The organism is Paenibacillus tundrae (genome assembly GCF_030812775.1).
Lineage (GTDB): Bacteria > Bacillota > Bacilli > Paenibacillales > Paenibacillaceae > Paenibacillus > Paenibacillus tundrae_A.
Genome location: NZ_JAUSTI010000006.1, coordinates 172,284 through 194,538 on the forward strand (window position 1 = coordinate 172,284; position 22,255 = coordinate 194,538).

At 43.7% G+C, this 22,255-nt stretch carries 21 protein-coding genes; 14 read left to right on the forward strand and 7 right to left on the reverse strand.

What is annotated here, in order from left to right:
• Positions 1-9 precede the first annotated feature (9 nt).
• Positions 10-1,242: an MFS transporter gene (locus J2T19_RS12800; RefSeq protein ID WP_307216221.1), complete on the reverse strand. Its 1,233-nt coding sequence runs from the start codon at positions 1,240-1,242 to the stop codon at positions 10-12.
• Positions 1,243-1,298: 56 nt separating this feature from the next.
• Positions 1,299-2,204, reverse strand: coding sequence for an ArsR/SmtB family transcription factor (locus tag J2T19_RS12805; RefSeq protein WP_307216223.1), 906 nt, complete (start codon positions 2,202-2,204; stop codon positions 1,299-1,301).
• Between the two features lie 246 nt (positions 2,205-2,450).
• Here J2T19_RS12805 and J2T19_RS12810 point away from each other — a divergent pair, with 246 nt between their 5' ends.
• Positions 2,451-2,951 carry a GNAT family N-acetyltransferase gene (locus J2T19_RS12810; RefSeq protein ID WP_307216225.1) on the forward strand — a complete coding sequence of 167 codons (501 nt, stop codon included), beginning with the start codon at positions 2,451-2,453 and terminating at the stop codon, positions 2,949-2,951.
• 144 nt (positions 2,952-3,095) lie between these two features.
• Here J2T19_RS12810 and J2T19_RS12815 read toward each other — a convergent pair whose 3' ends face one another.
• Together J2T19_RS12815 and J2T19_RS12820 are read right to left on the reverse strand one after the other, a co-directional pair.
• The gene (locus tag J2T19_RS12815; protein WP_307216227.1) at positions 3,096-4,445 is read right to left on the reverse strand and encodes a response regulator transcription factor; all 1,350 of its coding nucleotides are present in this window, start codon (positions 4,443-4,445) and stop codon (positions 3,096-3,098) included.
• Positions 4,442-6,073: a sensor histidine kinase gene (locus J2T19_RS12820; RefSeq protein ID WP_307216522.1), complete on the reverse strand. Its 1,632-nt coding sequence runs from the start codon at positions 6,071-6,073 to the stop codon at positions 4,442-4,444. The genes J2T19_RS12815 and J2T19_RS12820 overlap by 4 nt, the downstream gene beginning before the upstream one ends.
• A gap of 402 nt (positions 6,074-6,475) precedes the next feature.
• Here J2T19_RS12820 and J2T19_RS12825 point away from each other — a divergent pair, with 402 nt between their 5' ends.
• The 5 genes from J2T19_RS12825 (at position 6,476) to J2T19_RS12845 (ending at position 12,880) form a co-directional block, all read left to right on the forward strand.
• A complete protein-coding gene (locus J2T19_RS12825; protein ID WP_307216229.1) occupies positions 6,476-7,360 on the forward strand; it encodes an ABC transporter permease in 885 nt (294 codons plus the stop codon).
• A gap of 105 nt (positions 7,361-7,465) precedes the next feature.
• Positions 7,466-8,335, forward strand: coding sequence for a carbohydrate ABC transporter permease (locus tag J2T19_RS12830; protein WP_307216231.1), 870 nt, complete (start codon positions 7,466-7,468; stop codon positions 8,333-8,335).
• A gap of 103 nt (positions 8,336-8,438) precedes the next feature.
• Complete coding sequence (locus tag J2T19_RS12835) at positions 8,439-10,124, forward strand: extracellular solute-binding protein (RefSeq protein WP_307216233.1); 1,686 nt, start codon at positions 8,439-8,441, stop codon at positions 10,122-10,124.
• A gap of 20 nt (positions 10,125-10,144) precedes the next feature.
• Positions 10,145-11,854: a galactose-binding domain-containing protein gene (locus J2T19_RS12840; protein ID WP_307216524.1), complete on the forward strand. Its 1,710-nt coding sequence runs from the start codon at positions 10,145-10,147 to the stop codon at positions 11,852-11,854.
• A 159-nt stretch (positions 11,855-12,013) separates the two neighbouring features.
• Positions 12,014-12,880: a family 43 glycosylhydrolase gene (locus J2T19_RS12845; protein ID WP_442418846.1), complete on the forward strand. Its 867-nt coding sequence runs from the start codon at positions 12,014-12,016 to the stop codon at positions 12,878-12,880.
• Positions 12,881-13,016: 136 nt separating this feature from the next.
• Here J2T19_RS12845 and J2T19_RS12850 read toward each other — a convergent pair whose 3' ends face one another.
• Together J2T19_RS12850 and J2T19_RS12855 are read right to left on the reverse strand one after the other, a co-directional pair.
• Positions 13,017-14,051 (reverse strand): alpha/beta fold hydrolase, encoded by a 1,035-nt coding sequence (locus J2T19_RS12850; RefSeq protein WP_307216237.1) that lies wholly within the window; start codon positions 14,049-14,051, stop codon positions 13,017-13,019.
• Positions 14,052-14,477: 426 nt separating this feature from the next.
• Positions 14,478-14,825 carry a hypothetical protein gene (locus J2T19_RS12855; protein ID WP_307216239.1) on the reverse strand — a complete coding sequence of 116 codons (348 nt, stop codon included), beginning with the start codon at positions 14,823-14,825 and terminating at the stop codon, positions 14,478-14,480.
• A 173-nt stretch (positions 14,826-14,998) separates the two neighbouring features.
• Between J2T19_RS12855 and J2T19_RS12860 the strand changes: the two genes are divergently transcribed.
• From J2T19_RS12860 to J2T19_RS12895, 8 genes are all read left to right on the forward strand, one after another.
• Positions 14,999-15,592 carry a DUF4304 domain-containing protein gene (locus J2T19_RS12860; protein ID WP_307216241.1) on the forward strand — a complete coding sequence of 198 codons (594 nt, stop codon included), beginning with the start codon at positions 14,999-15,001 and terminating at the stop codon, positions 15,590-15,592.
• 543 nt (positions 15,593-16,135) lie between these two features.
• Positions 16,136-16,405: a hypothetical protein gene (locus J2T19_RS12865; RefSeq protein ID WP_307216244.1), complete on the forward strand. Its 270-nt coding sequence runs from the start codon at positions 16,136-16,138 to the stop codon at positions 16,403-16,405.
• A gap of 444 nt (positions 16,406-16,849) precedes the next feature.
• A complete protein-coding gene (locus J2T19_RS12870; RefSeq protein WP_307216246.1) occupies positions 16,850-17,887 on the forward strand; it encodes an ROK family protein in 1,038 nt (345 codons plus the stop codon).
• A 261-nt stretch (positions 17,888-18,148) separates the two neighbouring features.
• The gene (locus J2T19_RS12875) at positions 18,149-19,348 is read left to right on the forward strand and encodes an MFS transporter (RefSeq protein ID WP_307216525.1); all 1,200 of its coding nucleotides are present in this window, start codon (positions 18,149-18,151) and stop codon (positions 19,346-19,348) included.
• Positions 19,349-19,668: 320 nt separating this feature from the next.
• Complete coding sequence (locus J2T19_RS12880; RefSeq protein WP_056701518.1) at positions 19,669-19,980, forward strand: DUF2089 family protein; 312 nt, start codon at positions 19,669-19,671, stop codon at positions 19,978-19,980.
• Positions 19,977-20,147: a hypothetical protein gene (locus J2T19_RS12885; protein WP_307216249.1), complete on the forward strand. Its 171-nt coding sequence runs from the start codon at positions 19,977-19,979 to the stop codon at positions 20,145-20,147. Before J2T19_RS12880 ends, J2T19_RS12885 begins: the two co-directional genes overlap by 4 nt.
• Before the next feature lie 163 nt (positions 20,148-20,310).
• Complete coding sequence (locus J2T19_RS12890; RefSeq protein ID WP_307216251.1) at positions 20,311-20,886, forward strand: hypothetical protein; 576 nt, start codon at positions 20,311-20,313, stop codon at positions 20,884-20,886.
• Positions 20,887-20,968: 82 nt separating this feature from the next.
• Entirely contained in the window at positions 20,969-21,220 is a 252-nt protein-coding gene (locus J2T19_RS12895; protein ID WP_307216253.1) for a hypothetical protein, read from the forward strand.
• 249 nt (positions 21,221-21,469) lie between these two features.
• Here the strand turns inward: J2T19_RS12895 and J2T19_RS12900 are convergent, their stop codons facing one another.
• On the reverse strand, positions 21,470-21,886 hold the full coding sequence (locus tag J2T19_RS12900) for a hypothetical protein (protein ID WP_307216255.1): 417 nt from the start codon (positions 21,884-21,886) through the stop codon (positions 21,470-21,472).
• Positions 21,887-22,255 lie beyond the last annotated feature (369 nt).

Below are 22,255 nucleotides of genomic sequence, written 5' to 3' on the forward strand. Positions count from 1 at the left end.
TATACGAATTTAATTCAAAGATTTATGCTGTAGAGCAGAGAGATCACCGTTCAATTGTTTCAGATTTGGAAGATATATAGCAGCTATAGAGCAGATGAAAGGAAGAAGTCCGAGAGATACAAATAAGAAGGGTAGACCATACAATTCGGCTACGGCCGCACCTGCAAAAGCTCCTACGGGTTGAAGTCCACCACCAATTAAGAAACGAATAGAATTGACCCGGCCTTGCATGGAGCTAGGTACAAGTGTCCCGTGTAACGAAGAACTGAGAGAACCGAAGAAGGGACCCGCTACTCCTGCGGCACATAAGGCAATAAGTGCAAATGGGTAACTCGGAAATAATCCTAATAAGGCATTACAAAGCCCAATGACAGCTAAGCTACACAGCATGACGGTTCGTCTTTTCTTAATCTCACCGATCCATGAGATAACGGCTAGCCCTAGGAGTGTGCCAAATGCAGAAGCAGTAGTCAGTGTTCCCATAGCGGCAGCATCTCGGTGTAGCACTTCGCTTACAAAAGGAATCATCATCGTCCAGATGGCAACGGATGACATGTTGCTGATGGAAACCATCATCATGATCGAGAGCATCGCTGGGAATCTCCGATAGAATGAGAAGCCTTCTCCAATATCTCGAAGATAAGCTTGAAGTGAGAAGGTGACTTGTGATGCTGCTGGTTTCTGCATAGTGGGCAGATAGAGCAGGGCAGTAATGGCTGCAAGGTAACATATAGCGTTGATACCAAGCGTAGGCAACGCACCAGCAGCAGCCGTTAGCGCTCCGGCGATGGCTGGCCCGAGCAAAGCAGCGGCGTTACGACAACCATCAATGACTGCAAATGCCCGTAACAATTTATGTTCACCAGCGACACCCGGTACAACAGCCATGGCTGTGGGCATAAATAGAGCGGAGCAGGCTCCACTGAGTGCTGCGGCAACGAACAGATGCCAGAGTTGCAATTGTCCTGTAATCCCCATACTAAGTGGAAGCAAAAGAGCCAGAAGCCTTACTGAGGCTAATCCAGCCATAAACTTTCCACGATGCAGACGGTCGGATAAGGGCGATCCAAGCAGCCTGAAAGTCACCTCGGGAATGCTGAAACTGAGTGCCATAGCCCCCATAGCAAGCTTCGAGGCAGTTAACTCATAGACCAGCCATTCCATAGCCAGCAGACCGAACACATCACCGAGAGAACTGAGTGTAACTGTAGCTAATAAACCATAATAACTTCGTTTAAGCATATAGATTCCTCCGCAGGGTAGAATCAAGCCATTTGTACAGAGGAAGTTGCCTGAATTCAGCTTCCAATATAAGCTCCAATCTGCTGTGAGAGGTTGTTCAGAGCTTCCAAGCGCAGGCTATATTCCGTGTTCTTGTGGTCATAATGTACGATAATTAGTCCGGCTGCTCGCAGGGCAATGAGATGGTAATGTATTGTGCTCTTCGATAGTCCTACCTCGCGTACAATCTCAGTAAACGTCAATTGCTTACCAGCCAGTAGTCGTAAAATGAACAATCTAGTTTCATCCGATAGTGCTCGGGTTAGACGCAGTAATCCAGGGTTGGGTCTTCCCGGTTCGGTGGGAAGAATGTCACACGAGTAACTGGTGAAGATGATCTCGTCAAAGATCGCTGAGGTGACAAATGGACTCGCATGGTATTGAGGAATAAGAATTACCTTGTTCAGCACACCGTTAGGATAGATTCGCATACCCTGTGTAGCTTGTTCATAGACCTCTTGGTCATTTCCTCCCTGTATACGGGCACGTCTAGTCTTCGCCTCGTGCGAGAGACCTTCGATAATAGCTGGATTGATGTTTTTAAAGTAGTGTTCATTCCATTCCCGGATGGCTTCAGATGTCCGGCTGCGAAGATCGGGCAGATTAGAGGGTACAGACAATTTCAAGCCGGCAGCGATATCATACAATTGTCCCGAAGACAAACCTTCAAGCCAATCCAAAAATCCTTGAACCGAGCGATCCCCAGGGCAATGCCATATGTATGGTGCAAGACTGAAGTTGTCTGTAGCTTTCATCGTATCTCTCATGTTTTGCAGCTTGGCTGGTGCAAATTGATCCTGTACATCACGAATCCACAGTTTTCCAGCATCGAGAGCTGAATGATTTTGTTTACCCATAAAAGCGGACAGACTGCTTACACATTCATAAATGGGTGCAAAATCAACCTCCACTTGATAGTTCATAGTAGTTGTATCGTTCCTTTCCTTTAAGTATGTAATCTATCAATCTATCTTTGTTGTTCTATATTTATAGAACTAGTAATTTGTTTTATTATATACGAACGATAATGTTGTTACAACATAAAAATTCAAACATGCTTCTTCTACATTTTCCAACGTAAATGAAGAGTAGTTTACTTACGAGAAGCAGCTTCGTAGTGTGAATATTTGTAGTTCATTCATGACTCTGTTGTCCTAGTAAGTAAAAAAATGAATGTAACTTTGTTTTCAACGATGTATAGTGAGGTTCTAGAGAGGGGTGTTGAGGTGGTTGCAGTTGCGTTAAGACAATCACATCAGGAAGACCAGGAACAGCTTGCAGAATTAAGAGCCTTAGTTCTGTACGATGATCTAACGCGGTTAGGGAGATATGATGAGGTGAGGGTACGTGAACGTTTCCGTACAACATTCGATCCCGACTATACGTGGATTATTGAAGCTGAAGGCTCAATGGTGGGATGCATTGCATTTAAGCCTAGAGCAGAGGCATATTTGTTAGAACACTTTTATATTCATCCAGACCATCAGGGCAAACGAATTGGAACACAGGTGCTGAACATGTTACTGAATCGGGAAGAGATTCGGGGCAAACGAGTTACCTTAAATGTGCTGCAAGGAAGCCCAGCGCGGCGATTGTATGAGCGTCTAGGGTTTGTTCTGGATACGGAAGATGAGGTTGACGTGTTTATGTCCAAGCTAGTTCCAGAGTAGTTTGCAAGTCAGATGGGATAAAGAATAGAAACAAAGAAAAACCGCTCCAAGGTTGGGAACGGTGAGATAATGAACAAGAAAGCTCGACGTTGAATGTTCAATGTTAAAAGCTTGAAATGGATCGTATGTCTGTGAAATGTACCCTTATTGGTGGGTCATGTTTCTCCGATACTGGTATGGCGTGACGCCGTACTCCTGTTTGAACAACTGAATGAAATACTGAATTTTACGGTAACCGATCATTTGCGCGATATCGGCTATACGGAGTTCGGAATCTTGGAGCAACTGGGAAGCTTTCTCCAACCGTTTCCTCGAAATATAGTTGGACACGTTCTCTCCGGTCTCTTGTTTGAACAGCTTGGAAAAGTAGACAGGATGAAGATGCGCGACTTTTCCTAGTTCATCGAGACTAAGACCGTGGGAAAGGTGGTCTTCAATGTATTTTCTTACTTTATCAACGATCGTTTGAATGGACATTTGTTTGTTGATACGGATTCTGCTGAACATGTCGATGAGAATTGGCCCGAACTTGTCGGGGTCTTGAAGCCGATTGAACATCCAATCGGCTATTTTTGTTGTATCCTGATTTTTGTCCTTGAGATAGATGTACGTGATGATCTCCATTAGAAAAATTTGTTTTTGTTTTCTGTTAGCGATTCGCTCATACGTATGTATGATATTGCCTATCGTTTCCGAATCACTTTCCACTGAAGAGAGGGCAGTTAACCCAACGAAATCGCCAGAGCTTACGTTCTCATTCAGGAAGAAACGGTAAAAGTGCTCCCGTGTTTCATTCCGGTTGGTCAATGCGAACGGTGAGGACAAGGCCACTTGATTCCACTGGGCAGCGAATCTCCGTGCTGTTTCTTCAGGTATACAGGCGACCAGATGTGATCCTGAAGGCCAAACGAATGAAGTAGATGACTCTGCAACAGTTTGTTGTACACGTTCTACATCTGCTTCGGTGTAATGCTCAAGCTTGAAGAAGCAATAACGATGGTCTGCTAAACATGCTGCGTATACATCATACTCTTCCTTTAAGGTTTCGTTCTGAGTAAGTAGCGAGAGTAGGTAGCCCATCCCATTAAAATGCTCCCAATTGGCGGAGTGAACAGGACGTGACTTCTGGATCTTTTGAATAGCTTTGGACATCGCATGCTCTACGTCGTCTTTATCAACAGGTTTAAGTAGATAGTCCAGAGCCCCGAGACGAATTCCTTGCTGTGCATAATCGAACTCGGAATATCCAGAGAGGATGATGACTTTGGTTGGTAAGTTGTTTTGATGAATGTGGTGCAGCAGATCGATTCCCGAAACCTCAGGCATGCGAATGTCTGTAATCAAAATGTCGATCAGGCTTCCGTTCAACATTTCTCTCGCTTCAATGGAATTGGTCGTTGTCTCAATCTGATGAATACCGAAGGAACGCCAATCCACCAAATGTTTCATATACTCCACGACATAATGTCCATCATCAACAATTAACAGCTTCATATGCTCTCTCCTTTCTCAGTCGGAACGTGAATCATTAGCAGGACAGACAGCCCGCCCCAGTCGTTGGTTGAAAATGCTAACCCACTACGATCGCCATACGTATTTTTTAGACGCCGATTAACATTCCAGAGACCCACACCTCGGGTTCCCTCAGGCGGGGTGTCACGATCAAGCTGAGTCTCCAGCTTTTGGATTTCATCCGGTGTAAGACCTCTTCCATCATCGGATACCCGGATGAGAATGACTTCCTCTGCTTGCTTAACATCGATGTTTACCCGATTGGCTCCCTGTTGCCCTTCAATACCATGCTGAATCGCGTTCTCCACGACAGGCTGGATGATCAATGGCATGAGTGGAAGAGAGGTGAGTTCTGACGGAAGATCGATGGCATACTCTATTTTTTTACTGAGGGTCATGATGATTAAGAAGTGTTCTGCAAACTGCAATTCCTCTTGTAACGTGACTTCATGTTTATCCAGTCTGGTCAAGTAACGATAATATTCAGCCAGATGTTTACTCATTCGCATGACAGCATCAGGCGAGAATTTGGCTACGGACATAATGAAGAATAAACTGTTGTACAGAAAATGAGGATTAATCTGGGCTTGCAGTTGTTTCAGCTCTGCACTCCTTCGGAGTTCCGTCTCGGTCTTCAAGGACACAAACAGATCCTGAATCTCGGCTACCATGTGATTGAAGCTGCGAAAGAGGACGTAAAATTCGTTATCCGTATTTTCCGTAATTCGTGTACTATGATTGCCCTGCTCAACCTGTAAGAACTTTCTCTCCATTAAGCGGATGTTACGATCATAATTCCGATAGAACGTAAAGATGAGAATCAGCCCTAGTGTCAGAACGGCTATAATACTGATAAGGAATACCTTTCGGTTATGATCTAGCGGTTTAAGGAAATCATTTGTACGTGTATAGGTGATCAGATAGGTATCGAGTGCTTCAATATAACGGGAGAGAACATAGTAGTTTTCGGATTTCGTGTGATAATCATATTTAAGTGTGGCTCCTTCTTGCGGTAACAGAAGTTCTGAAATCGCTTTCAATAGATCGTTATCTACTTCATTCTCGTCCCATAATCGGTGATCGTCAAACCATAGAAAAGCATTCGAGCTATCATTGTTAACAGCCTTCTGAAGTAGGCTCTTCAGGTAATCGTTGTTCAGCTTAACGCCAACAACATATTGAACCGGCTTTAATTGCTCGGATTTTTGAATGTAAGGGTAAGCTGCAAAATAATACAAGCTATCATTGATAATACGCCAGCCGGGTCGCTGAATCTCGTTAAATGGAAGTCGCGCCTCCAGCGAATTGCTGGTAGACAGAAATGTTCCTTCGTTTTTCCAATAGATTCCGATGGATTCAATCGAGCGGCTAGACAGAAGGGTTTGGCGTAAGCGATCGACAATATCATTTTTCTTCATCTGAGAGTCGTAGTTACTCAGTTCCAGCACTTGCCTTTGATAAAACCTCACATCACTATCAGCCGCAAACTGAACCCCGTACATATTAGCCTCATACATAATACCGTCAAGGATGCCCTTGACATAATCAAGCTGGTTTTTGGAGGCTCCGATCATATTTTCCTCCAGTGTCTTCGAGCTCAATCGATTCATCACGAAGAATAGACTCAGTGTTAATAACAGAAAAAAAACAAAGAAGTAGATAAAACGTTTCATGTACATTTTTCTAATCATGTGTGTTCCTTTCCGATACGCAGAACTTGAAGTACGACCGAATGCAATTCCATTTTCATCATAAGCCAAACTAAATAAAAGCGGAAGAGTAACCATGCTTTAAAATGAAAGCGGTTTAAAAATGATTCAGATTGGGGTTATGATCTTCACATTTTGGCATTTTGACATGAAAGCGCTTTTGTTAAGCTTACATTACGAGGACGCGTCCCCAGAGCCAACGTAGAGGAGGTATGCATCATTAATGAGATTGGTTCCGTAAAAACAGGCTCGAATATAGCGCCCACACCCAAGGTTCCTCGGCGAACACCTTGGAAGAAGGAATTGAAGAAAAGCTGGCCACTGTATGTATTGTGCATTCCCGCATTCATATTTGTCTGCATCTTTTCGTACGGTCCGATGGTCGGTCTGCTCATGGCTTTCCAGGATTACAAACCCTGGCTCGGGATCTCAGGTTCCCGCTGGATCGGACTGGACAATTTCGAGAGAATTTTCCGGTATGATGAAGCAACACAAGCCATTATCAATACGTTAATTATCGCCGTTTCCAAAATTATCGTGGGTATAATCGTTCCGATCATTATGGCTATTCTGTTAAGTGAGTTAAGGAATGTTGGCATTAAGAAAAGTGTACAGACACTGGTTTATCTACCGCATTTCCTATCATGGGTTACCGTAGCTGGGCTTATGATTAACATCCTTGGCTTGGATGGGGGGATTAACCAAGTGTTGACTCAGCTGTTCGGTATCTCTCCCATTTATTTTCTGGGTGACCCAGATCTCTTCAGATATACGGTGGTGGTCAGCGATGTATGGAAAAGCTTCGGATTTGGCATGATCGTTTATCTGGCGACCATTGCAGGGATCAACCCTTCGTATTATGAGGCAGCCGAAATTGATGGTGCGACACGTCGACAGCAAATTATGTACGTTACCCTGCCAAGTATGTTGCCGATGATTATTGTTATTTCTACGCTCAGTCTAGGAAATATTCTGGACGCCGGGTTTGATCAGGTATTCAACCTCTACAACCCACTTGTCTACAGTACGGGAGATATTATTGACACCTATGTTTATCGTTCTTCCTTGTTGAATGGGCAATACGGATTCGGTACAGCGGTAGGGTTGTTCAAATCGGGGATCAGTCTCATCTTGATCGTCGTATCCTATAGGCTGGCCTATAAGTATGCCAACTACAAAATATTTTAATCGTGCGTGTTCAAAAAGGACGACTCGATGCTGAGATGCCGTAGGCATCCTGCGTAATCAAAAGCGGACTTTTTGAACAACTTCTAACAGGGAGGGAGAGGCAGCATGTACCATAAGACGACAGGGTATAGAGTTTTCTCGATTTTCAATTATGCGTTTATGATCTTGGCAGGACTGGTGTGTTTTCTTCCACTGCTTCATTTGCTCGCGCAATCCCTCAGTAGTAAGGCGGCAGTAAGCGGTAATTTGGTATCATTTTGGCCGGTTGGATTCAACATGGACGCTTATATCAAAACATTTAACAATTCCAACTTTATCAGTTCCATGTGGACTTCGATTCTACGAACGGTCCTGGGAACATCCATCAGTATGTTTATTCTTACTTGCGCAGGATATGCGCTGTCCAAGGAATTTCGGGGACGCAACGCGCTGATGTGGTTTTTTATCTTCACGATGCTCTTCTCTGGTGGATTAATTCCTTCTTATATATTGGTTACAGGTCTTGGGTTGAAGGATACCATCTGGGCGTTGGTCTTGCCGGGAGCTTTCGGAGCATATAACCTGATTCTTCTTGTCAATTTCTTCAAAACGATCCCGAAAGCGCTGGAAGAAGCGGCCTTTATCGATGGTGCATCCTTCTTTGCCATTCTCACCAAAATTTACTTGCCGTTATCTCTGCCCGGGATAGCTACGGTATCCTTGTTTATTATGGTGGGGCACTGGAATTCCTGGTTTGACGGTATATTGTATATGTCGGATGCGAGTAAGTATCCGCTGGCTTCTTTCTTACAGACCGTAGTCGTGCAGAGCAACATGCAGAATATGGCGATGAGTCAGTCGGAAGTGGAAGCGATGTCGGAACAGAGCATCAAGGCAGCCCAAATATTCGTGAGCACACTGCCAATTATTATGGTCTATCCTTTTTTACAACGCTATTTCGTGAAGGGAATTGTGCTAGGGGCTGTCAAAGAGTAAGAAGAGGTAGAAGATGTAAGTTATATGTTCGGATTCATGCTTACATGGATTGGATTCCATCGTATTCATAGCAACATCAGTCGAGCGGAGGGGGAATAGTTCAATGAACAGAAAAAATGTGATGTGGAAAATGTTAAGTACAATCATGTTGTCAGCACTTGTCGTAGCCGGTTGTAGCAGTGGCGAGAGCAATACCGTTGCGACGTCAGAATCCGTGCTGAAGGATGGGAAGTATGATCCGCCGTTGACCATGACGATTGCCAAACAACAGGATGAAAATTCGGGGAAGTACATCAACGGTGAAAGCCTAAATGACAATGTGTTAACTCGCTGGGGCGAGGAAAAACTGGGCATTAAGATCGAAACTACGCTGCTTGGGGGTGATGCTTCACAATATAATACCAAGTTACGGCTTGCACTAACGGGTTCAGAGAAGCTGCCAGACGTTCTACCGGTCTATGATACGATGCTGATTAATGACTTAATCGAATCTGGACAGGTAAAGGAAATTACGGAAGATATCGCAACATATATGCCTGACCGAATCAAGGAAATCTACAAACAATATCCATCGACCTTCAATCCGGTTGTTCGCGACGGCAAAGTGTATGGTATGGCGATTGCGCCAAATCTCACTGAAGGTGAAGTGATGTTGATTCGCCAAGATTGGCTTGACAAATTGAACTTGAAAGCGCCAACAACACTGGAGGAGTTCGAGCAAGTCATTGCGGCATTTACGAATGATGACCCGGATGGTAATGGCAAGCAGGATACATATGGCTTTACTTTCTCGGGGAAAGATTCGTACAACACGGGCTGGGTGAGTGATCCGGTCATGATATTCAGTGCATATACAGGTAAACATCTTCCGCGACAATGGTTGAACGACAATGGCAAGCTAACCTACGGATCGGTCGCTCCAGGCAACAAGGAGGCACTTGGCAAGCTGCGTGATTGGTACTCTAAGGGATATTTGAACAAAGAGCTGGCTACGCAGGGAGCCTGGGATGCTTTGTCTGACTTTACGGAAGGCAAGGCGGGTATTATCGTCGGTCGACCTTGGTTATACGGCAGTGTGAAGGATGTGGAGAAAAATATAGAGGGTGCCAAAGTTGTTCCCTATCCAACCATCCAAGGTGTGAACGGAGATAGAACCTATCAAACTGCCCAATTGAACGATGGCGTATTTATGTTTAACAAAGACTTTCAGAACATGGAGGCCTTCTTCCTATACTACGATAAAATGTACGATGCTGCGTTTGGCACAGGAGAGTTTAAATACGGCTATGCGCAAGGATATGACTACGATATCGTCAACGAAGAAGTCACCTTTGACCCACAGCAATTCAATACCCCGTTGGAAGCGGTACAAGGGGTAGGGAAAATGGCCTTTACGAAAAACACACCAAGCGTCGACGGTCCTGGTCAGTCTTACTACGACCTGGCTAATGGGGTAGAACCGGATACAGGTGTTCTTCTTCAGAGTGATTCAAGGGATCAAACAACCAAAGACGGATATCGAATCTCTTATGAGAACCGGGATTCCTTGGTACCCAATGATTTTAACGGCCCACCTACACCAACGATGCAAAACATATGGGAACAGTTGACGACCATGGAACAAGAGATATTCACCAAGATCATTTATGGCAATGAACCGCTCGAAGCATTCGATACCTTTGTTAAGCAATGGCATGAGAAGGGCGGCGATGAAGTAACCGAGGAAGTCAACGATTGGTACAATCAAGCGAGCAAGACAGATGTCATGGCATTGATGAATCTGAAATAATAAGGAGATGACTCAGCGTGATGATAAAAAAATCAAGAATAGCAATCATTGTTGCATTTCTATTGCTGGCATACCATTTCTCTGCTGCTGTACCAACCACTCAAGCTGCGGGTGAAGAGACAAATATTGCTGCAACGCTGTTTGTACTAAAGAACGATTCTGAGGTGAACAATGCCAAGATCCACTGGGCGCCTGTTGACGGAGCGACCGGGTACGAGTTGCTTCGCTCCGAGAACAATGGGGCTTATGAGTTATTACAGACCTTAACCGGGACAACAACAGATGATTATGATCTTCAACTAGGTAGCACGTATACCTATCAAGTGAAAGCGTATGGGGGAAGCTCCGTGCTAACCTCCGCGGTTTCACCCGAATATACGCCATATGTGCTTCCAGAGAATCTGACTACATTTGATAATACAACCAAGTCAACCCTGAACTTACCAAACGAGCTCAAAGTCGGGGATACCTACTACAGATTCAATTTTGTTCAGAAGCCAACAGGTGGATTCGGTCAGATGATCCAACAGACGTCAACCGACGATATTACCTACGGTAACGATCAAGTGGTGCTCTCTTACACCGATCATCCGGACTTAGCTGATAGCAAATTTGAGGGGATCAATATTCTATATCATGAGTCCACGAATAAGTTTGTATTTTGGGCTCACTATGAGAACAGCAGAGACTACACACTTGCCAGAGTGTCGGTGGCATCTGCCACACCTGGAGAAGATTTTACATTTCATAAGAGCTTCCGACCAGGTGGAAACGAATCGAGAGATATCTCCATTTTCAAAGATGATGATGGTACAGCCTACTTAATCTCTACGGCGAATAATAATTCGGATACGATACTGTATCAGTTAACCTCTGATTGGCTGGATGTCGATCATCAAGTGACTACCATCTATCAGAACCAGCACCGGGAACTGCCTAAGGTAATCAAAAAAGACGGCATCTATTATTTATTTTCTTCCCAAGCTGCGGGCTGGTATCCAAGCATACCGATGTACTCATCTGCCACAAGCCTCGATGGAGAGTGGTCTGAACTACGCGTGATTGGTAATACCTCTACCTTCTCGGCACAGTCTGGCTCGGTTATGAGGGTGACGCCAGATACGGGCGACAATATCGTGATGGTTGCATATCGCTGGATGTTCGGATGGGCAGGCACGCAAAATGGAACCACAGAGGAACGATTGTTACCAGTTTGGTTCTCTAACGGATACGCATTCTATGATTATTTTGATAAGGTGTTATACGATACAGTCAATGATGTTGTCGTTCCTGTACAGGACGGAAAACTACTGTCACAGGGAAAAGAGGCAACTGCACAAACGGCTACGGGAACAAAACCAGCAACTTACGCTAATGATGGAAGCTATCAAACCGAATGGGTAGGTACCAGCGTGGCGTGGCCACATTGGTGGAAGGTAGATCTTGGATCCGTGCAGCAGATTAACAATGTACAGATTTCATGGTGGATGCAAAAAGGCTCCGAAGGATTCTATAAATATAAAATCGAGACGAGTAACGATAATGTGAATTGGACTGTCGCATTGGATCGAACGGATAATAAATCCTACGGATTCACTTCGGACACCCTCTCGAGCACGGCTAGATATGTGCGAATCAATATGCAGGGTGCAACGCTTCATAATAATCCGAACAACTGGTACACACCAAGATTATGGGAAGTCAAAGTGTTTGGAGAGGACATCGAGTAACCTAGCGACTCAGTGACCTAGTTAACGATGTAGTAATTAATGATGTTTTCCAATCGTGAATGACAACAGAAGAGAGGTAACGTCATGAAGACACAATTAGTCAACGGTAGTCTCTGGAATGATATCAACGGTGAATCCATTCATGCTCACGGTGGGCATATGTTATATCATGACGGCTACTATTATTGGTACGGTGAAGACCGAAGAGATGATAACTATGTGAGCTGTTACCGATCCAAGGATCTATTCCAGTGGGAGTTTCGGGATCACATCCTGACGACTTCGACTCCGACGGCATCCATTCGAGTCCGCACGAAGTTGGAATTAGTGAATGATGAGGGTGGTAAGGTAAACCTTGAGCGCCCCAAAGTTCTTTTTAATCCCGTGACTAAGAAATTTGTGCTCTGGGTGCACTACGAAAATGGAAAGAACTACAATGATGCTGCATGTGCTGTAGCCACCTCCGATTATCCGGATCGTCAATTTGTCTATCATGGGAGCTTCAATCCTTACGGGTATATGTCGAGGGATTGCACACTCTTCCAGGATGATGATGGAACAGCTTATTTTATCTCGGCGGCCAGAGACAATGCGGATCTGCATATCTATCGCCTTCAGGAAGATTACCTGAATGTAGAATGTTTAGTCTCAAAGCTGTGGCAGGGTGAATATCGGGAAGCCCCAGCCGTGTTCAAGCGGAATGAGAAGTATTATATGCTTACCTCTTTTTGCACAGGATGGGATCCGAACCAAGGGAAATATGCGATCGCGGATTCAATGGAAAGTTCGTGGAGTATGCTCTATGACTTCGGTGATGAGACGACGTATCGTACACAGCCGGCTTTTGTACTGAATCGATCAGCGCAGGAGTACCTGTATTTTTCGGATCGCTGGAATGGGTCGGATTATTTTCAATCTAGTTATGTCGTGTTGCCTATTGAGTTCAATGGCGCTGTGCCCGTTCTTAACGATTATGCTGCGTTGACCTTGGATAGCGAGACGGATTCAATTGTTTTTGCAAAGTAGGTTGTGCCTTACCATCGGAGCCAGCCTCCTCATTTATATCCAATGCTAGATTGCTCTGCGAGTCGTTCAATGACTTGCAGAGCTTTTACGAGTTCTGGCGCGAGCAAATGGAGCTGGGTGCTTCTAATGTCTAAGTCTAATTTCGAAAGGTATCTACCATCCAATTGAAGAACTTCTGCTTTTCTTCATAGTGGGGATAATGAGCTGACTGCTTGTAAGAGATAAATTCTTTGTGGTCTGCTTCAATGTTGTCGTAGAACAACTGGGCTGCATGGCAGGAGGTCATATAGTCGTAATCCCCCATAATGAAATAAAAGGGCAGATCTAGCTTCGTAATCATGGAAGGCAAAGGATGATTCATAGCCTCACCGATCAGCATCTCTTGTGAAAATATAATCCCTTTATTGTAGCGGATGGCATCAAGCATCGTATATTCACTGCTGAACGTCATTCCGAAGAAGCTGGCTTCAGGGCTGTCTATCAACCTTGAAGCACCGCCATATCGCTTCACGAGATCACGTGGTACAAAGGCCTTCCCCTGTGTAATGGCTTCATACAACTGCTCCAACTGTCGTATGTCCTCATCATTCCCAGCCAGTCGGGCTTGTTCCATCACATGATTCCATCCGTCCGTCTCGCTCTGCTGGATGTCCGCCATTTGTCCAATCCCAATATAGGCTTCGTATTTCTCCGGTGCTTGCTGTGCAGCAAGCGTGCCGATGTACGTGCCGTAGGAATGACCCATCAAGATCACTTTCTCTTTCCCCAGACGTGTAGTGATGTAATCTGTGATGGCTAGTGCATCCTGTACTAACAAGTTAGCGGAGAGGTTGGAATAGTCTTCGAAAAAATGATAGGACTTGCCACTTGCTCTCTGATCATAGTTAACCATCGTAAATTTCGTTTCCAATAGATCCTGAACCTTTTTGGCATAAGGAATCTCAGATGCACCAGGCCCACCGTGGATATATAGAATAACCGGGTTATTCAGATCCTGGCCCCGGATCATGATCTCATGATCTGTACCGTTGATGTTCACTTGTTCAAGTATATGAATGCTGTTAGAACCTTCTATTGTGGATGTCCAGGTTGGAAAATAAAGAACAGTAATACTGAGTGCCATTACTGTAATACTAAAGCTTAACCACACAATTTTTTTCACCTTTTTCATCGGATATGTACCTCTCTACTTCTGGTTATTGATGCGCTATCTGTTCATGAACTTATACCTCTATGTTACTGGATTAGTGATCGATAAGAATCGTCCGCTAGTGTGAGATTGCTGTCCATCTTAGGTCTTACTTGGGTTAAAGATCGAAAAAGGATCGTGTTCTTCTATTATTATGTGTTGCGATGGAGTCGTCTGGAGCAATGAATAAAAAACAAACTGACGTTAGAACCGGATATTCTGTTAATGGATGAAGCTACGGCATCCCTTGATCCGTCTCAACCGGAGCTAAACCATGAGTTGAAGGAGCACTCGACTCGCGTACACAGGATTATATTAGAGTTCGATTCGGCTGAGTGAGATGAGGAAATGATGCTTCTATCTGGTTGAAGTCTTTCAGAGCTGGTCTGAAAGACTTTTTTTGTTTTTTCACATTTTCCAAGGAGCCTTCGGGATGTTATAACGGAAAAAGGTTGTATGTTCATGCTTAACATAGATCCAGGGTGGTGATGGGGGAGTGTGTAACGCTTTGTATAACGGGATTCCTTCATCACTGGCGGCATACTCCTCAAGCGCATCTATATCCTCAAAATCAACCTTTCCCTGATAGGATAAAGTCTGGCCGTTAAGCGTGACCTGAGGTGCGCCTGACAAACCTCTCTTCGCCGTGTTGAACACGCCAACCTTCCCCGAAGGCCATAGGAACAAATCACTTACAACGAATAAACTGACCAGAAGAATGATGCCCACGACCCATCGCTTTTTGTTCATTGTCATGCGATATTGACCTCCGTTAAGTAGGGTTAGAATCTACTATAAAAAAACAAAAAGCATCACTAGAGTTACCGAGAGAGTCTGTTTGTCGTACTTATCCATTTATTGCTATAGTTGTATTATGACAGAGTCAGCAGTAATGGATTATCACTAATTTCATCTGGGGAGGATAAGTTGTGCAGAAGCTTTTTCAGGAGATCATAAAAAATGATATCAAACCCTATTTTACCAAACAGGGTTACTCCAAGCAGGATCTAAACTTTCAAAAAACGGATGGAGCATTGATTTATAAGTTCAACATTCAAAAAGTAAAGTTCAATACCGTTCATCGTGTCGGTTTCTATATCAATATTAGTATTCATTCCACTGAGTTGGCCGAATTGCAATCTGGACAGCCGGGGGCAAATGTTGTGGAGAATAAAGCTCATTTTATCTGCCGAATTAGAGAATTGGTTCCATCGGCTCCAGATGAATATGTCCTAACACCCGAGATCGACCCAGAGTCATTAAAGAGAGAACTGTTGGCGCATTTAGAAGAAGCTATGGCATTCCTACACACCTTAACAAGCGCCAGAGATATAGTAGAGTATTATATGGCTAAGACAGCACTACATTTAAGTGACGAAACCTTCCGCTTTCTATTGCGTTCTGGCGATACGGAAGAGGCTAGGCGTTATTTACAGCAGCTCCATACCAAGTACGGAGAGCAAAAGCGCTGGGCAGTATTTGATAAGAAATTTACAGCTATTTTTGCCGAGTACGGAATGTAAGCTTTACCTCACAGGCAGTACAAGAGAATCCGTAGTATCGCTACTTTCTGAGCACTCAGTAGAGCATATACTGGAATAACATGAGTTCTTATATTGAAACTGCTTCGAGAGTCACTTTCGTCATGCTGTGTACGTAAGAGTCTAGTTACTGTCTGGGTCGTAAGCGTAATGCGTTGAAGTGACATCAGCTTCATTGGCTTCAATATTTAGACTTGATTGCTGCATCGTCTTAATTAAATCATCAAGAGAAACCGTTTCCTTTTCGTTACAGGCAACAAGTAATATTGAAACAAGGGTTATTAGGCTTATGATTACAATGAAGCATAAACTTGGTCAATTGTTATCCTCCTTCAAGTAAAAGTTAAAAAACGCTTTTGTTTTCTCGTTAATAAAAATAACATTTATGTAAATTTATTTACATAAATAAATACTTTTAGAGTCTATAAATCTATAGTGAAAGGTGGAAGATAGAATGGTACGTTTTTACGTACCACATTACTCTTCTTAAAGTGTTAATCTCTGTTTAACGAAGGAGAGATTAACATGACAAGTACCAACAGCGAGGATCTCGCTTCACAGTACGCTCAACTCGTCCAATTAGAAGACGAATACGTCGATCAACTGGTCACCTGCAACAAGCTTATCCTAGACGCCATGGACATCATCGCGAAGCGTGCAAAAGCTTTGCACATGGACACAGTTAAGCAGGCAGCATACCATCTCCACAACATGGAGCAGGATCTGAACCGTAAGTTATTTGAAGTCAGACTGAAGAAAAGCCTCTTGGCAAACCACATGAGCCAGTCTACATAGCCACAATTATATTAAGAGACAGCATAGTTCATCTTAGGATGATATTGAGCTGTCCTTTCTCTTTTCCAACAAAACCGTTTTCGCTTCCAAATAAAGCATTGACTTTCTTCACTAATCCACCTACACTGTCAATTATTAAAAGACTTTTAAAAACTGCTTATTTTGAATGCTCTTTATAGATTGAACTAGACATTTACACTAAAAAACGGAGAGGACAGAAATAACGTGAAGAAGCGAAGCGTTCGGCTGAAAGCTTTCTGAAAGAAAGCTACATCGGAAGCATAGGCTATCCCCGGATTTTCCCTTCGGAAAAGGGAATCAATAAAATCTGGGGATAACAGCGATCGGAAGGTTGTTCTGTCATCGGAGTGAATCGTGTAATTATTTGAAGTTTAAGCTATTTAGAATCATGTGAAATGAAGGAAGGGAGGCGCACATCTAACGATGTTACCAACATCACACAACACCCAACAGGTGAAGCGGATTAACGTTGAACTCGTGAAGAATACGCTTAGAACGATCGGTGTGGGCACGAAGGCTTCCATCGCGAATTTAACGAAACTCAGCGTGGCGACATGTGGCACGATCCTGAATGAACTGCTTCAGACAGGTGAGATCGTGGATCTGGGTCCGGATGAATCAAGCGGGGGAAGACCAGCAAGTCGGTATCAATTTAATGCTGATTATGCGAGTGTACTATGCCTCATTATTCGAACAGAGGGCGGCATCCATTCGATTACACATACGCATTCGAACCTGAACGGAGAGCGGTCGGATGAGCAGACGCTCATGTTGGATGAGATTAATGTGACGGTAGTTGAGGATCTGATTGCCAAGCTGATCGAACAGCATCACAACGTACAGGCAATTGGTATTGGTATCCCAGGTGTGGCGCACAATGGCGTAATTGGTCTCTGTGATGTTCCAGAGCTAATGTTCCAACCGCTGGGGCAGAGACTTAAGGAGCAATATGAAGATGTAGAAGTGGTCATTGGCAACGACATGAACTTGACGGTGTACGGGCTATATAACCAGCAACAATTTGAGGAAGAGAAGAATTTTGCGGTCGTGACGTTTCCAGAGAATCATTTTCCGGGTGCAGGTTTTATCATTGACGGTCGTCCGCTGACGGGGAACACAGATTTTGGTGGTGAAGTGTCCTTCCTGCCTTTTGGTGTGTCTCGTGAAGTACAGTTGCGCATGTTGAAAACAACCGATGGGGTGAAGGAACTGGTGATCCGCACGCTAGTTTCCATTATTGCGATCATCAACCCTGCCACAATTGTGGTCACAGGAGACACGATGAACCCAGCGATGCTAGATGACCTCACACAGGGTTGCCTAGATCACTTGATTCCGCAGGAGCACATGCCAGAGTTAATCATCCAGCGAGATACTCGTCATGCATATGTAACCGGACTGGTGGCTGTGACACTGGAGAGCTTGACTTATCGCATTCAGGTTATCGAGAAGCAGTGGTAGGTACTACTTTTATATGAGTTAAGCAAAGCTTTTACACGACAACGGAGAGTGCAGAACCAATCTGAAAAGCACGTTTATCACCGGATTTTTCCCTTTAAGAAAGGGATCAGGAAAATCTGGGGATAACAGTGATCGGAAGATGGTACGGCAATCGCAGTGGTGAAGTGTAATCATTTTTTTCTGAACTTACAGGAGGAACTTATTTTGAGTCAGCAAGTAGATACCCAAGGGAACAAGAGAAAGTTCAACAAGCTATATGCCATGCAACTGGCAACGATCTTTCTGGGCTTTATCGTATTTGGTATATCGGAAAATATTAAGGGGCCAGCCATTCCGCGCATTCAATTCGACTTCAATCTCGATGAGAAACAGCTCGGAACGCTGTTGTCTCTGAACGCACTAGGGTATCTGATCGCCTGTTCGTTCACGGCTATACTGGTTCGCAAATGGGGCATCAAGGCGGTAAGCATTATTTCATTTGCCTCCATGATTCTGTCTGGTGTGTTCATTTATATGTCGCATACATATCCGCTCTTTGCTTCATCCTATTTCTTCATGTACATCGGAAACGGGATGCTCGAAATTGCACTAGCGATTCTAGGTGCAAGGATTTTTGTGAAAAACACAGGTATGATGATGAACTTATCTCATTTCTTCTACGGATTGAGTTCAACAGTCGCTCCGTTGCTCGCAACAGGAGTGATGTCTCTGACGGTGTTTGGACACGAACTGGATTGGCGCGGCATGTACCTGGTTATGCTGTCACTCTGTCTATTGCCGATTATTGCGGCACTGCGTAGCAAGTTTCCAGGAGATGATCTTCCTCACGAAGATCGGACTTCGCTCAAGACATTAACGCGTGATCCAGCGATCTGGCTGATGGTGATGATTCTTTCTTTTGGCGTAGTATCGGAGCTTGCGGTTGGGGGTTGGCTCGTTAACTTCCTGGAGAAAGCCTATACCTGGGACACCGTGAAAGCTTCTGGATTGTTATCTGCTTTCTTCCTCGCTTTCTCGTTGGGACGTTTGTTGCTTGGACCACTGACAGACCGGATCGGATTCGTATTGTCCCTGATTGTGTTCTCGGCATTCTCGGCAGTATGTACGTTTGCGGCTATCTTGGGCGGAGAGAGTCTGGCTGTACTGTTCGCTGTATCTGGCGCAGGTATTGCGATGATCTATCCTACGGTTATGGCGTTTATCGCCAAGCGTTATCCAAATGGTAGTGATACCGCGATAACCTTCACCGTTACCCTAATGGGGGTTGGTAGCGTTATCGGTAACTATGTGATCGGCTGGGTCATTGAAGGCGTGAAGCAAATGTACGGTGCGACAACACAGCTCGGTCTACTGCGCGGACTTCAGGCGGGCTATGGATTTATTGGTCTGTGTGCAGTCATCTGTGCGGTGTCTGGCATCGTGTTGTACGTATATTTGAAAAGAAGACAGGAACTCATCTGACCACAGAAATATGGCATCTTAATAGGTAAACGTACATGAACCAAACACTGACGAACTTGTCCCTCTAGGGGCATAATCGTCGGTGTTTTTTACGTCATATGAGTGGTGTGACCACCCTTGGATATAAGACATTCGGAGTTACAGCGAGTTTTTTTCAAAATTATCGATTCTAAGCTTATTCTGTCATTAGAGTAGGAAGTAGTCACAAGATCTAACTAAAAATCATTTATAATATTAAAGTGAATATAATCATTGATTTTAACAAAATTAAATTTTATTATAATATTATTGAAGTGAAAACATGTTAAGGAGGTTTCCTTATGACGATCAAAAGTGTCCCTGAATGGATGATTAATCTCGATGAAGAGGATGTTACATTTATCAAAAAATTCATTCTTCAATCCGGATCGCTGAAGCAAATCGCCTCCATTTATCAAGTTACATACCCGACAGTTCGTCTCAGACTCGACCGATTAATTCAGAAGATCCAGATTACGGAAAGGGAAGATCAGGATCCGTTTATCTCTCTCGTTAAAAGACTGGCCATCAACGATAAGATTGATTTTGAAACAGCCAAGCTGCTTGTCAACGAATACCACAATTCGAAGGATAAAGGAGAGAGAGAATTATGACGGTTACTTTGACGTTATTTCTTATTGTCCCCTTGCTTATGTTGGTGGGAGCTTTAGCATTATTTTTCGTCATTAGATATTTTATTAAATATAGTGCCCAGGTGAATAAGAGGAAGAGTCCGCAACAAGAAGAGTTGGATCGAATGAAAATTGAGGATTTGAAGTAAAGCCAGAAGTCCATCCTAGCATAATCATAAACGACTTCATGTTGAAACCCATGTCTGACTTCAGAAATGGGTTTATTTTTGATGTTTTGTACAAGTGAGTGTAACTTTTCATAGGCAAGTACCATCTAGTATATATACGGTTTGAAGGTAGGGGGAGAATGAGATGAAAAACAAACCATTTGTATTCGGTGTGTTGATCATCGTTCTAATCGCAGGCATCAGTTACATTATTGCAGATCAGACGATAGAGAACACAGAAACCATAAGTAGTAGCGATCATCATATCTTTGCAGACTATGAAGAACTGGCAGAACATGCCGACCTGATCGTTGAGGTGACGGCAACGAACGAGTCTACCCAGGTGATTGAGGATAGGAGCGGAAGAGGTCATACAGTGACCCGTGTAGCGGTGAATCAAGTCTTTGCGAATTCAACTCAGCAGAAGCTTCATGATCAACTTGATATTCTGGAGCCTACGTATGTCATGCGCAATAGAGGGCTTTATACGGGTGTAACTCGTTATAACTATGGTCACTATACCCCCATGTACGCTGATCAGCGGTATGTCTTGTTCCTGACTTGGGATGATAAACGGCAAGGCTATTGGGTGAGATCGTTAGAGCAGGGTAAGTTCAATGTAGATCATAGAGATACAGAAGAGCAGGCGACCAGAGCCAACAATCCTCAGCTACAAGCACTGAAGACAAATGTATTACAACATTTAGCATACTTAGACTAACAATTTATATCTGAAAAATGGTTTACTAATGACTAAGAAGTGAGGTGAAGGTACGAGAATACTCAAGAGTGGTCTAATTGTTGTGGCCATTATAATTATGGCGTCCGTAACGTGGTACAGCTCATATCAGAAGGATATGCGTGAACTGGAAGAAAGGCTACGAACTCATTTAATTGTTGATCAAGGCGTGGATGAGAAGCGTATTGTAAGTATTGAAGCACGGCGTAGCAAGATGCCGATGTATCCTGTTGTGGTGCAATTCAATGATACTCCCCAAGAATACATCTATGTGTTTCAAACTGATCAGTGGATACAGCTGACGCCTGAACCCTGACCGCACAGCTCCCAGTGCGTAGTGATGACGGCGATCAGTCGAACCAACGGAATGCACGGAGGAGCTGAGACCACGCGCGTAAACTTCAATGGTTTAATATTATCCATGCCTCTCTCCCAAAAAAACAACAAAAAGAAGCCTGACTATAATGTCAGGCTCTTTCCTATTTCTTTAATGACTCACCTTAACTGATCCTTAAGCTGATTAATAAGAGCTGCGAACAAAGATAAACCATACCACACGTTTAATCTATAGTCTCAGGTCACCCGGATGATAATGCCGAGTATCTTTCTCTTGCTTGAGGTAACGCTTAATAGGTTGATGCAGCAGTAGTACAAGTAACATGAAGAAGTGCAGTACAACCAAGAAATTCTGTAGGAAGACTAATCCGAAGAAGAGTGTCATGCTCATGAAGGTGATCGTCAGCTTATATCGTCTCTTCGAAATATACACGATGGTCAGGATTGGCGGCCCTACGATGAGTATGATCCGAAGCAGGATATTAGCGAATAAGGCAATTAGATCGAACAACGGTAATCCCGCGTAAGTAGCCCTATACTGGAACAGCTCCATAAGCACAGCCACCATCGAGATGATGATGTAGATGGATTGCACCCCTAGTAAAGCGCGAATTACATTAAGTAGTGTTGGCATTTTGACATTCAAGACGGTTCTCTCCCTAATCAATATGTAGTTCTCTAATTATACGGTGAGGATGTCATATTTTGTATTAACCCAAAGTCTATGTTTTCCAATCGAGCAAATAGAGGCATATGTCCTAGAATGGGTCAGTGGAAGCTTCATAATGCACTACATAAGCATGCAAATGACAAAATACTCTTACTTGCGAAATATAAAATTTATCAGGAGAAGAGGTTCATCTTCAATAATAAAGATATTCATATCCAGACATAGCTCTCTTTTCAATTTCAGACTCCTATTTTTGGATAAAAAGGTAGGTAAAAAATATTTTAAATTTAAAACGCTTTCCTTACTGTAGGTTTATATTATATCTGCCGATATAGAATTAACCCA

Coding starts and splice junctions, on each gene's coding strand:
- J2T19_RS12890 (WP_307216251.1), top strand. CDS start 20,311: ATGAAAAACAAACCATTTGTATTCGGTGTGTTGATCATCGTTCTAATC.
- J2T19_RS12800 (WP_307216221.1), bottom strand. CDS start 1,242: ATGCTTAAACGAAGTTATTATGGTTTATTAGCTACAGTTACACTCAGT.
- J2T19_RS12810 (WP_307216225.1), top strand. CDS start 2,451: ATGAATGTAACTTTGTTTTCAACGATGTATAGTGAGGTTCTAGAGAGG.
- J2T19_RS12850 (WP_307216237.1), bottom strand. CDS start 14,051: ATGAAAAAGGTGAAAAAAATTGTGTGGTTAAGCTTTAGTATTACAGTA.
- J2T19_RS12865 (WP_307216244.1), top strand. CDS start 16,136: ATGACAAGTACCAACAGCGAGGATCTCGCTTCACAGTACGCTCAACTC.
- J2T19_RS12830 (WP_307216231.1), top strand. CDS start 7,466: ATGTACCATAAGACGACAGGGTATAGAGTTTTCTCGATTTTCAATTAT.
- J2T19_RS12835 (WP_307216233.1), top strand. CDS start 8,439: ATGAACAGAAAAAATGTGATGTGGAAAATGTTAAGTACAATCATGTTG.
- J2T19_RS12805 (WP_307216223.1), bottom strand. CDS start 2,204: ATGAACTATCAAGTGGAGGTTGATTTTGCACCCATTTATGAATGTGTA.
- J2T19_RS12880 (WP_056701518.1), top strand. CDS start 19,669: ATGACGATCAAAAGTGTCCCTGAATGGATGATTAATCTCGATGAAGAG.
- J2T19_RS12855 (WP_307216239.1), bottom strand. CDS start 14,825: ATGACAATGAACAAAAAGCGATGGGTCGTGGGCATCATTCTTCTGGTC.
- J2T19_RS12845 (WP_442418846.1), top strand. CDS start 12,014: ATGTTATATCATGACGGCTACTATTATTGGTACGGTGAAGACCGAAGA.
- J2T19_RS12815 (WP_307216227.1), bottom strand. CDS start 4,445: ATGAAGCTGTTAATTGTTGATGATGGACATTATGTCGTGGAGTATATG.
- J2T19_RS12875 (WP_307216525.1), top strand. CDS start 18,149: ATGCAACTGGCAACGATCTTTCTGGGCTTTATCGTATTTGGTATATCG.
- J2T19_RS12885 (WP_307216249.1), top strand. CDS start 19,977: ATGACGGTTACTTTGACGTTATTTCTTATTGTCCCCTTGCTTATGTTG.
- J2T19_RS12870 (WP_307216246.1), top strand. CDS start 16,850: ATGTTACCAACATCACACAACACCCAACAGGTGAAGCGGATTAACGTT.
- J2T19_RS12820 (WP_307216522.1), bottom strand. CDS start 6,073: ATGAATCGATTGAGCTCGAAGACACTGGAGGAAAATATGATCGGAGCC.
- J2T19_RS12840 (WP_307216524.1), top strand. CDS start 10,145: ATGATAAAAAAATCAAGAATAGCAATCATTGTTGCATTTCTATTGCTG.